At 70.6% G+C, this 11,681-nt stretch carries 8 protein-coding genes; all 8 read left to right on the top strand.

Annotated elements, in window-relative coordinates; genetic code table 11:
- Positions 1 to 11: 11 nt before the first annotated feature.
- From Aau02nite_RS44320 to Aau02nite_RS44355, 8 genes are read left to right on the top strand one after another with little or no spacing between them, the layout of a single operon-like run.
- Complete coding sequence (locus Aau02nite_RS44320; RefSeq protein ID WP_246595907.1) at positions 12 to 1,319, top strand: MFS transporter; 1,308 nt, start codon at positions 12 to 14, stop codon at positions 1,317 to 1,319.
- A gap of 21 nt (positions 1,320 to 1,340) precedes the next feature.
- Positions 1,341 to 2,105 (top strand): thioesterase II family protein, encoded by a 765-nt coding sequence (locus Aau02nite_RS44325; RefSeq protein WP_212994709.1) that lies wholly within the window; start codon positions 1,341 to 1,343, stop codon positions 2,103 to 2,105.
- Positions 2,102 to 3,322, top strand: coding sequence for a cytochrome P450 (locus Aau02nite_RS44330; RefSeq protein WP_212994710.1), 1,221 nt, complete (start codon positions 2,102 to 2,104; stop codon positions 3,320 to 3,322). The genes Aau02nite_RS44325 and Aau02nite_RS44330 overlap by 4 nt, the downstream gene beginning before the upstream one ends.
- Positions 3,323 to 3,332: 10 nt before the next feature.
- On the top strand, positions 3,333 to 4,256 hold the full coding sequence (locus Aau02nite_RS44335; RefSeq protein ID WP_212994711.1) for an ornithine carbamoyltransferase: 924 nt from the start codon (positions 3,333 to 3,335) through the stop codon (positions 4,254 to 4,256).
- A complete protein-coding gene (locus tag Aau02nite_RS44340) occupies positions 4,253 to 5,020 on the top strand; it encodes a thioesterase II family protein (protein ID WP_212994712.1) in 768 nt (255 codons plus the stop codon). Before Aau02nite_RS44335 ends, Aau02nite_RS44340 begins: the two co-directional genes overlap by 4 nt.
- Positions 5,017 to 9,984, top strand: coding sequence for a non-ribosomal peptide synthetase (locus Aau02nite_RS44345; protein WP_212994713.1), 4,968 nt, complete (start codon positions 5,017 to 5,019; stop codon positions 9,982 to 9,984). Before Aau02nite_RS44340 ends, Aau02nite_RS44345 begins: the two co-directional genes overlap by 4 nt.
- Before the next feature lie 47 nt (positions 9,985 to 10,031).
- Positions 10,032 to 10,301, top strand: a complete 270-nt coding sequence (locus Aau02nite_RS44350; protein ID WP_212994714.1) for a phosphopantetheine-binding protein — start codon at positions 10,032 to 10,034, stop codon at positions 10,299 to 10,301.
- On the top strand, positions 10,298 to 11,653 hold the full coding sequence (locus Aau02nite_RS44355; protein WP_212994715.1) for an NAD(P)/FAD-dependent oxidoreductase: 1,356 nt from the start codon (positions 10,298 to 10,300) through the stop codon (positions 11,651 to 11,653). Before Aau02nite_RS44350 ends, Aau02nite_RS44355 begins: the two co-directional genes overlap by 4 nt.
- Positions 11,654 to 11,681 lie beyond the last annotated feature (28 nt).

The raw sequence follows: 11,681 nt of genomic DNA on the forward strand, positions 1-11,681 counted from the left end.
AACGAGGAACGTTGAGCGTCCTGGAGGAGAGTGCGGAAGCGGCCACCCCGCCACCGCTGCGCAAGAATCGCGACTTCCTGTTGCTGTGGCTGGGTGCCGGGATGTCGATGCTCGGCGCCCGCGTCAGCGCGGTGGCCTATCCGCTGTTGCTGGTCTTCGACGGTGGCTCGGTAGCCGCGGCCGGAGTCGTGGGTTTCGCCGCGCTGCTACCCACCCTGTTGTTGCAGCTCCCGGCAGGGGTCCTGGTGGACCGCTGGGATCGCCGCCGCACCATGATCTGGTGCGACGTCGCCGGCCTGACCGCCATCGGCAGCGTCGCGATCGCGCTGTTCACCGGGCATCTGTGGGTGCCGCACCTGATGGCGGCGGCCTTCGTCGAGGGCAGTGCCGTCATTCTGTACCGGCTCTCCGAGCGGGCGGCGATCCGCAACGTCGTGCACCAGAGCCATCTCATGACCGCCTATGCCCGAAACGAGGCCCGGGGCCGTGCTGCCGGGCTGCTCGGACAACCGCTCGGCAGTGGCCTGTTCACCGTGTTCCGCTGGCTCCCGTTCGGGGTCACCGCGCTCACTCACCTGATCGCGCTGGTGCTCCTGCTCGGCATCCGTACGCCCCTCCAGGCCCCCCGGACCATCCGGCAGCGCAACCTGCGCGCCGAGGTCGTGGAAGGCATCACCTGGCTGTTCCGGCAGCGCTTCCTGCGGGCGGCACTCCTGCTCGTCTCATGCTCGAACGTGCTCTTCCAGATCATGTCGCTGTCCCTGATCGTCATCATCAAGGAGAGCGGCGGCTCACCGGCGCTGCTCGGTGTCATCGCGGTGATCTCCGGTACGGTCGGCGTGCTGGGCGCCATCAGTGCATCATGGTTCGTCCGGCGGGTCTCTCCGGCCGTGGTGCTCATCTCCGCGTTCACCGCCTGGGCCGGGCTCATGTCGGCGGTGGCGTTCACCGCCAACCCGTTCATACTCGGCGCGCTCTTCGGCGGGATGTCGTTCGCCGGGGCCCTGCTGAACGTGACCGCGGGGGCGTACCAGGTTCAGGCGACGCCCGATGAGTTGCAGGGCCGCGTGGGCAGTGTCGCCGGGATGCTGGCGTCGGGCGCGAACTCGATCGGCCCGCTGATCGCGGGGGTGGTCCTGGCCCATTTCGGCACGTTCGTCACTGTGCTCGGCGCGGGCATCACGATGGTGCTGACCGCCGCCGCCGCGGCGATCAGCCCGGCCGTACGCAGCGCCGACCGACCGGTGCCGCTCCCGCCACGAGGCCGGACCGGCCGCGTCACTCCGGCCGGGGATAGCCGCGATACCGAAGAAATATAGAGGCTTCCGGAGGCTTGGGGCATGGCAGACTTCCGACCCCGGAGCTCACCCTTGCGGGTTTTCGTCCCGAAGCCCGCCGCGGCCGTGCGCCTGGTGTGCTTCCCCCACGCGGGGGGAGCCGCAAGCTCCTTCCACGACCTGGCGCACGCCGCACCCCCCTCCATCGAGGTGACCGCCGTGCAGTACCCCGGCCGGCAGGACCGTTTCGGGGAGCCGATGGCCGGAAGCATCGCGCTGCTCGCTGCCGAGATCGGGGCGGCCCTGCACAACGGCGACGCACGGCCCACCGCCGTCTTCGGGCACAGCATGGGGGCGTTGGCGGCATTCGAGGTCGCCCGGCTCTGGAACGCCACGTCCGCGCGGCCGCTGGTGGCGTTCGTGGCGTCGGGCTGCAACGCCCCGTCCCGGGCCCAGCCGACCGGACTGTCCTTCTCCGACCAGGAGATCCGGGACTACGTACGCCGCCTCGGCGGTTCCGGCGCCGCCGCCTTCGGCCGCGAGGAGGTGTTCCGGTTCGCCCTCCCGGTGCTGCGCCACGACCTGCGGCTCAACGACGGCTACACCTACCATCCGGGACCACCGCTGACGAGCCCCGTCCTGGCGGTCGTGGGCGACCGTGACCCCGTCGTCGGGCTACCGGAGATGCGTGCCTGGCGTCTGCACACGACCGGGGCCTTCGACACGGCGGTGCTGCCCGGTGACCACTTCTACCTGGAGAACCAGACGGCCCGGCTGCTCACGCTGCTCACCGGCGCGGTGGCCGGCGGCGAGGCGGTGCGCGCATGACCGGCACCCAGGCGCCGACCCTTCTCGATCTCTTCTCGGCCCGCTGGGCCGACGACCCGTACGGGATGTACCGGCATCTGCGCGAGCGGACCCCCGTGTTCTGGGACGAGATCATGCGCAGCTGGGTCGTGCTCGGCTACGACGACATCGCGCGTTTCGGCAAGGACGACCGGCTCTCCGGTGCCCGCATCGTGGGCTTCAGTGAGTCGTTGCCGGCGGACATCCGTGCGGAGATGGCGCCGTTGACCGGTGTCCTGTCCGACATGATGCTGTTCAACGAGCCGCCCCGGCACACCCGGCTGCGTCAGCTCGTCAAACCGGGCATGACCCCCCGCTACGTCCGCGAATTGCGGCCGTTCATCACCGCGGTGGCCGACGACCTGCTCGACAAGGTGGCCGGAAGCGGCCGGATCGACATCATCCATGACTACTCCGAGCCCCTCACCAGGGCGGTGATCTCCCGCATGACCGGAGTCCCCGAGCACGCCATGCCCTTGCTCGAGTCCTGGAAGGGGCTGCTTCCCGAGTACTTCAGCCAGTCCCGCACCGAGATCCCCCGGGTCGAGAAGCTGCGGTGCGTGTTCGCCGAGGGTGCGCAGGCCCGGCGCAGCGGCACCGGCCACGACGTGTTCAGCAGGATGATCGGCGAACAGTTGCACCGGGTCGACGCCGACGACGAGGAGATCTTCGCCAACTTCCTGCTGCTGATCGACGCCGGACAGGCCACCACGACACACCTCATCGGTAACGCGGTGCTGGCCCTGACCCAGCAGCCGGACCAGCTGCGCCTGCTGCGCGAGCGGCCCGAGCTGGCCACCGGGGCAGCCCAGGAACTGATGCGCTTCGACAGCTCAGTGCAGTTCACCACCCGGGTCGCGTCGACCGATATCGAGGTGGCGGGGCACCGGATCCGTGCCGGGGAGTCGGTCACCCTGGTACTCGGATCGGGCAACCGCGACCCGCGGCACTACCCCGACCCGGACCGGATCGACATCACCCGCAAGGCCTCGGACCACCTGTCGCTGGGCCACGGCATCCATTACTGCCTCGGCGCCGCGCTCGCGCTGGCCGAGATCGAGATCGCCCTGGTGCGGCTGCTGGACCGGACCAGCTCCCTCGAGCCGGCCGCGGCGAGGCAGGACTGGCTGGAAAGCATCAACTTCCGCTTCCTCAAACGACTGCCGATGCGTTTCACGCCGGCACCCGCCCACGCCTGAGAGGTACGCCATGGTGGTCAGGAACCACAGCGTCGTCTCCATCGACGACCTGGACGACGAGGCGCTGCGCTGGATCGTGGAGCGCGGGGCGGCCCACTCGGCCGGCCGGGTGGACCGGTCCCGGCCGCTCGACGGCCAGGTCATCGGGCTGCTCTTCCAGCTCACGTCGACCCGCACCCGGACCGCCTTCTCCGCGGGCGCGCTGCGGCTCGGCGCCGGCCTCGTCACCTACGGGCCGAACGACCTGCAACTCAACACCGGCGAGTCGACCCGCGACACCGGCGTCGTGTTCGGCTCCATGTTGGACGGCCTGGTGGCGCGGGTGGATCTGCACAACCAGCACCTGTACGAATGGGCCGGCGGCTTGAGCGTGGTGAACGCGATGAGCGTCGACGAACACCCCACCCAGGCGCTCACCGACCTCACCACGATGATCGGCCACTTCGGCCGGACCGAGGATCTGCGAGTGCTCTACGTCGGTGAAGGCAACAACACCGCCGTCGGGCTCGCGCTCGCCCTCATGCGGTGCCCCGGTAGCCACCTGGAGCTGCGCACCCCGCCCGGATACGGCGTCGGACCGGACATCCTCGCCCGGGCCCGGGCCCGGGCCGCCGCCGGTGCCACCGTGACCGAGCGGCACGACATGGCCGACGTGGCGGACGGTTTCGACGTCATCTACACCACCCGGTGGCGCACCACCGGGACCAGCAAGCCGGACGCCGACTGGATGACGATCTTCCGGCCCTTCCAGGTGGACAAGCACCTGTGGGACGGCAACCCGAACGCCGTGCTCATGCACGATCTACCGGCCCACCGCGGTGAGGAAGTCACCGCCGAACTGCTCGACGGCCCGCTCAGCATCGCGTTCACTCAGGCGGCGAACAAGATGTACAGCGCGATGGCGGTGCTCGAGTGGTGCCGGCGGGACACATGACCGATCCGTGGCTCCGTGTCCACCGGCCCCGCCCGGACGCGTCACGGCAGCTGGTCTGCTTCCCCCACGCCGGCGGTTCGGCCGCGGTGTACCGGTCCTGGGCCGACGAGCTCCCGCCCACGATCGAAATGGCCGTCGTGCAGTATCCGGGCCGGCACGACCGGTACGCCGAGCCGCTGCCGACCGACCTTCCGGCGCTGGCGGCGGACATCGTCCCCGCTGTGCTGGCCCGGGCACACCGGCGCACTGCGTTCTTCGGGCACAGTATGGGGGCGACAGTGGCCTTCGAGGTCGCCCGGCGGATGACCGCGGTGCCGGACCGGTTGTTCGTGTCGGCCCGCAAGGCGCCATCGGCAGCGGCCGGGCCGGTCCCGCCGGTCTCGCAGAGGACGACGCCGGACGACGACGAGCAGCTCCGGCACGAGCTGCGCCGGATCGGCGGCGCGAGTCCCGCCTGGCTGGACGACGACGAGCTCTGGGCCCTCGTGCTTCCGGTGCTGCGCAACGACAGCCGGATGTCCCGGGCCTACCACTACCGGCAGGGGCCACCTCTGACCTGCCCGATCACCGCGATCGTGGGCGACGCGGATCAGGCGGTCGGCCCGGCCGACGCCGCTCGGTGGCGGATGCACACGGTCGGCGGGTTCGACCTGCGGGTGCTGCCCGGTGACCACTTCTACTACCGCCACTCCCTACCCCCGTTGATCCAGCTGCTGAGCTCCTGGGGGTCCCGTGCCAGCCAACCCACCGGGAAGGTCCGATGAACGCAGTACAGCCCCTACCTCAGCAATTCGCCCGTCAGGCGGCCGCCACCCCCGAGGCCGTCGCCGTCGTCGGTGACGACAGCACCGTCACCTACGCGGCCCTCGACCGCTGGTCCGGTCAGCTGGCGTACCTGCTGACCAAGGCCGGCGTCACGGCCGAGACTCCAGTCGCCGTACGGCTGCCCCGCGGCACCGGACTGGTCGTGGCCCTGCTGGCGATCTGGAAGGCCGGTGGCGTCTACGTGCCCCTCGACCCGGAGCACCCGGCGGCGCGTACCGCGGAGGTACTTGCCGGCACCCGGGCCTCGGTCCTGGTGAGCGACGTGGACAAGGCTGAGGCCGGCATCCGTACCCTGGTGCTGGACCCGGCGCTGGAGCTTCTGCGTGACCGGCCCGTCGCTAGGCCGGACGTTCAGGTCACCGCCGAGCACGCGGCATACGTTCTGTACACGTCGGGCTCCACCGGCCGGCCCAAGGGTGTGGTGATCACCCACGGCGGCATCGCCAACCGGGTCGCGTGGACCGTCGACACGCACCGGTTGGGCGCGGCCGACCGGGTGCTGCAGAAGACCGCGATCACTTTCGACGCGGCGGGCTGGGAGATCTTCGCGCCTCTGGTGTGCGGTGGCACGGTGGTGCTGGCACCGGTGGGAGCGGAACGCGATCCCGGTGCCATCGTCCGCGCGGTCGCACGGCATGACGTCACCGTGCTTCAGGTGGTGCCGTCGGTGCTGCGCCGGTTGGTCGCCGAGCCCGGCTGGGAGCGCTGCGACAAACTGCGGCTGCTCTTCAGCGCCGGGGAGCCGCTGCACGCCGAGTTGGTGCAGAAGTTCCTCGCGCTGGTCGAGGACGGCGACGACGAGATCGAGGTGTGGAACACCTACGGCCCGACCGAGTGCTCCATCGACGTCACCGCGCACCGATTCGACCTGTTCCAACGGTCCGGGCCGGTGTGCATCGGCCGGCCCGTCGACGGGATGCGCGTGCTGATCATGGCGCCCGACGGCACGGAGGCGGCACCGGACGAGCCCGGTGAGCTCATGGTCGGTGGCATCGGCGTCGCCCGCGGCTACCTGGGAAGCCCGGCCCTGACCGCGGCCCAGTTCGTGCCGGACCCGACCGGTGTGCCGGGGCAGCGGCTGTACCGGACCGGTGATCGGGCCCGCCGGCGCGCCGACGGGACACTGGACTACCTGGGCCGGATCGACCACCAGGTCAAGATCAACGGGGTACGGATCGAACCGGGTGAGGTCGAGGCCGCACTCGCCGCCCATCCCGACGTGATCGAAGCCGTCGTCGTGCCGTACCGCATGACCGACGGCACCACCCGGCTCGCCGCCCATGTCCGGGGCCGGGCGACCACCGGACAGCTCCGGGCCTTCCTGCTCGACCGGTTGCCGGAGACGTACCTGCCGGCGGCCTTCATCGCCGCGGAGCAGTTCCCCACCACATCCAGCGGCAAGATCGATCGGGCCGCTCTCAGCTCGGCCGACGTGGCGCCACGGCCCTACACGGAGCCCGTGTCCGCGGCCCAGCGACTCGTCGCCGATCTCTGGCAGGACCTGCTGGACACCGGGCCGGTCGGCCGCGACGACGACTTCTTCGCGCTCGGCGGCACCTCGCTGCAGCTGATCAGGCTGGCCAACCAGCTACGGCGGGCGGGACACGAGATCTCGTTGCGCAGCCTGCTCGCCGCGCCGACCCTGACGGAACAAGCCGGTCTGCTCACCGGCGTCGAGACCCCTGACCCGGAGATCCGGCCGGTGCCGCGCGGCGGACCACTGCCGCTGTCGGCGGGCCAGCGCCGGTTGTGGATGCTCGACCGGCTGGAGCCGTCCTCCCGGGAATGGGTGACCGGCGTCTTCCTGCCCGTGCCGTACGGCACCACCGAGGCCGTCGTGCGGCGCTCCCTCGACGAGTTGATCGCCCGGCACGAGGCCCTGCGCACCCGCTTCGTCCTGCTCGACGGCGAACCGGTGCAGATTGTCGACCCGCCTCGAGCCGTACCGCTGCGGGTCGAGCACGCCGGACCCGACGCGATCGGCGCGCTGGTGGAACAGGAGGCCGCGGCTGGATTCGATCTGGAGTCCGGGCCGATGGCGCGCGCGTTGCTGGCGATGCCCCGGGCGACGGCCGCCGAACCGGTCCTCGTCCTGCTCACCCATCACATTGCCGCCGATGGTTGGTCGGCCGCCGTGCTGCGCCGCGAGTATCAGGAAATCGTCGCCGGACGGGGCGCCGCCCTGGCGCCGCCACCGGTGCAGTACGCGGATTTCGCGGTCTGGGAACAGACCCGGCTCGACGAAACGGCCAAGCAGCGGGCGCTCGCACACTGGCGGACCACACTGGACGGAGCCGAGCCCACCGAGCTGCCCACCGACCGGCCCCGGCCACCGGTCCGCGACCCCCGCGGCGCGGTCATCACCTTCACCGTCCCGGCCGGCACCGTGAGTGGACTGGCGGAGATCGGCCGCACGACCGGCGCCACCATGTTCATGACGACCCTGACTGCCTTCGCGACCGGGCTGGCCCGCCAGACCGGCCGCTGGGACGTCACGATCGGCACGCCGGTCGCGGGTCGTGACCGCCCCGAACTGGAAGACGTGGTCGGCTTCTTCCTCAACAACCTGGTGCTGCGCTGTGACCTCGACCGCGGGCTGTCGTTCACCGACTCGGTGAGCAGGATCCGTGACACGTGCCGCGCGGCCTTCGCCCATCAGGACCTCCCGTTCGACAGCGTGGTAGCCGAACTCGCGCCGACGCGGGACCGCTCACGGACCCCGCTCTATCAGATCGCGTTCGACTTCCACGACCGGCGGCACACCGGGTTGCCGGACGATCCCACCGAACTGCGCGCCCTGGTGGAGTCGTCCACGATCGCCAAGACCGATCTCACTCTCTACCTGCGGGAGCTCGTCGACGGGAGGCTGTTCGGTGTCCTCGAGTACGCCACCTCCTTGTTCGATCCCGCCACCGTACAGCGGGTCGCGGATGACCTGGAACGGCTGCTGGCCGAGGCCGCCGCCGCGCCCGGAACCCCCCTCGCAGAGCTCGGCCTCCTGTCGACGACGGAACAGGACGCCATCATCGCCGCGGGCCGCAACCCGGTCGCCCCCGTCACGGACTCCGTGCTGGACCGGTTCGAGGCGCGGGCCGCCGCGGTGCCGGACTCGGTCGCCGTGATCGCCGCCGACGGATCGCTGAGCTTCCGCGAACTCGACGAGCGGGCCGGCCTGCTGGCCGGGCACCTGCATGCGCTCGGCGTGCGACCGGGCGACACCGTGGGGGTGCTGCTCGACCGTGGCGTCGACCTGCCGGCGGCGTTCCTGGCCGTCTGGAAGGCGGGCGCCTGCTACCTTCCGCTCGATCCGGCGGCTCCACCGCCGCGGGTCGCGACGGTCCTCGCCGATGCCGCCGTACCGCTGCTCGTCACCGGTGGGAGTCACCCCGGCCGGCTCGCGGGTGCCCTGCCGGCAACCGTGACGGTGCTCGATGTCGGACGCGAGGCCACCGGGCCGGTCCCCGGTGCGCTGCCACCGCGTACGGACAACACGCTCGAGGATCTCGCGTACGTGATCTACACCTCCGGTTCCACCGGCACCCCGAAGGGCGTGCAGATCACGCACGGCGCGCTGGCCAACCACATCCGGTGGGCGGTCGACGAGCTGGCCTCCCAGGGCTCCGGCGGCGGAGCGGTCTTCTCGTCCGTCGCCTTCGACCTGGTGGTACCGAACGTGTGGGCGCCCCTGCTGGCCGGGCAGCCGACCCGGTTGCTGCCCCAGGACATGGACCTCACCGAGCTCGGCGCCCGGCTGCACGAGGCGGCACCGTTCGCGTTCCTCAAGCTCACCCCGGCACACCTGCGGGTGCTGGCCGACCAACTCGCTCCGGCGCAGCTCGCCGGGCTCGCCCAGGTCGTCGTGGTCGCCGGTGAGGTGCTGCCGGTGCCGGTGGCCGAGCAATGGGCCGGCTTGCTCGGTCCCGGCCGCCTGATCAACGAGTACGGCCCGACCGAGACCACCGTCGGAGCCTGTACCCATCCGGTTACCGCGGGAGACGATTCGGTGGCGGTGCCCATCGGCCGGCCGCTGCCGGGCGTGGACATGCACGTTCTCGACGACCGGATGCGCCCGGTGCCGGTCGGGGTCATCGGCGAGTTGTACGTGGGCGGCCTCGGCGTGGCCCGCGGCTACCGGGGCCGGCCGGCGCTCACCGGCGAGCGTTTCCTGCCCCACCCGTACGGGCCGCCCGGCGCCCGCATCTACCGCACCGGCGACCTGGCCCGGATGGTGCCAGGCGGCGTGATCGACTTCGTCGGCCGGATCGACGACCAGGTCAAGATCCGCGGCTACCGGGTGGAGCCCGGCGAGGTGGCCGCGGTGGTGACAGGGCACCCGGATGTCCGCGAGGCCGTGGTCGTGGTGGATCGCACGGCCGGCACCGACGTACGCCTGGTCGCCTATTGCGTGCCCGCGATCGGCCTGCCCGACACGTCGCTGCTCTCGGCCACGGTCATCCACCACTGCGCTCAGCGGTTGCCGGACTATCTGGTTCCCGCCGTCGTCGTCGTCGACGCGATACCGCTGACCGCCAACGGCAAGCTGGACCGCCGCGCCCTGCCCGCCCTGGCTGACGTCGCCGGGACGGTCACGGACGCGCCGGTCGGCATCGTCGAGGAAAGGATCGCGGGCATCTTCGCCGACCTGCTGGGAGCCGAGGCCGGCCGCTCCGGTGACTTCTTCGCCCGCGGCGGCAACTCCATCCTGGCGATCCGCCTGACCGCCGCCGTTCAATCCGCCTTCGACGTGAATCTGCCCATCCGCGCCGTCTTCGAGCGACCCACGGTGACCGGTCTCGCCGCGGCGGTCGAGGCGGAGATCCGAGCCGAAGCCGACCGGATGTCCGCGGCCGAACTGGTCGCCGGCGCGTCGCATCCGGGCGATGGCCGCCCCCGCACGTCGTGACCCTCCCACTGTTACCGCGATCGACAGCAGAAAGGTGCATCCCCGCGATGGAACCGGAGAAGTACTCGGCCGCACTGCTCGACTTCGTGTCGAGAGAATTCGCCCAGCCCGGCGACGACCTGGTCCTCGACCAGGACACCCCGCTGGTGCAATCCGGCATCCTCGATTCGCTGAGGGTGGCCGTCCTGATGTCCTTCATCCAGCGTGAACTCGGCGTGCACGTGCCGTTCGACAAGATCGACGGCCAGCATTTCAAAGACATCCGGACGATCTCGGAGATGTTGGCCGACGAGTCCGCGGACGGAGTCCGCGCATGAGCACCGTCCCGGCAGCCGACTACGACGTGGCCGTGATCGGCGGCGGACCCGCGGGCTCGACCATGGCGTCCTATCTGGCGCGCGCCGGGCTCAGTGTGGTCGTGTTCGAGAGCGAGACCTTCCCCCGGCCGCACGTGGGCGAGTCCCTGGTCCCGGCCACAACCCCGGTGCTCGCCGAGATCGGCGCGCTGGACAAGATCGACGAGGCCGGCTTCCCGAAGAAGTACGGCGCCTCGTGGACCTCGGCGGAGAGCCGGGACATCCCCGATCTCGGCTACGATGGGCTCAGCCACGGCTGGACCGCGGACATCCAGTTCGTGGAGCGCAACCAGCCGGGTGTCGATCGCGATTACACGTTCCACGTCGATCGCGGGCGGTTCGACGCGATCCTGCTGCGCCACGCCGAGGAACAGGGTGCCACGGTGTTCAACGGTGCCCGTGTGCTCGCCGTGGACTTCAGCGACCCCGCCGTGGTCCGGCTCGGGTGCCGGTTCGGACCCCGGGAGGTGCCGTTCACCGCCCGCATGGTGGTCGACGCGTCCGGCCGGCAGACCCTGATCGGGCGCCAGCTCAAGGTGAAAGTGCCCGACCCGGTCTTCGACCAGTACGCCATCCACACCTGGTTCGAGGATCTGGACCGCAAGCGGGTGGCCGGCACCAGCGGCGACGCCGACCACATCTTCGTGCACTTCCTGCCGATCAAGGACACCTGGGTCTGGCAGATCCCGATCACCGACACGATCACCAGCATCGGGGTGGTGACCCAGAAGAAGCGGTTCTCGCAGGCCGGCAACGAACGGGAGAAGTTCTTCTGGGACTTCGTGAGCAGCCGTCCGGAATTGCGGGACGCATTGCAGGACGCGCGCCGGATCCGGCCCTTCAAGGCCGAGGGTGACTACAGCTATGCGATGAAGCAGATCACCGGTGACCGGTTCGTGCTGATCGGGGACGCGGCCCGCTTCGTCGACCCGATCTTCTCCAGCGGGGTGAGCGTCGCCCTGAACAGCGCCCGGATCGCCGCGCAGGACGTCATCGCCGCGCACCAGGCCGGTGACTTCGCCAGGGACCGGTTCGTCACGTACGAGAACAAGCTGCGCCGCGCGGTGAAGTACTGGTACGAGTTCATCTCGATCTACTACCGCCTGAACGTTCTCTTCACCGCGTTCGTCCAGGACCCCCGATACCGCGTCGACGTGTTGAAGATGCTGCAGGGCGACGTGTACGACGGCGAGGAACCCAAGGTGCTCGCCGTCATGCGCGACGTCGTCACGGCGGTCGAGAACAATCCTGACCACCTGTGGCACCCGTACCTCGGCACGTTGCGGGCCCCCACCTCGGCGCCCAGTTTCTGAGTCGCCGGCACACGAAAGACCGGGCGGA

It is taken from the genome of Actinoplanes auranticolor (genome assembly GCF_018332655.1).
In the GTDB taxonomy this organism is placed as follows: domain Bacteria; phylum Actinomycetota; class Actinomycetes; order Mycobacteriales; family Micromonosporaceae; genus Actinoplanes; species Actinoplanes auranticolor.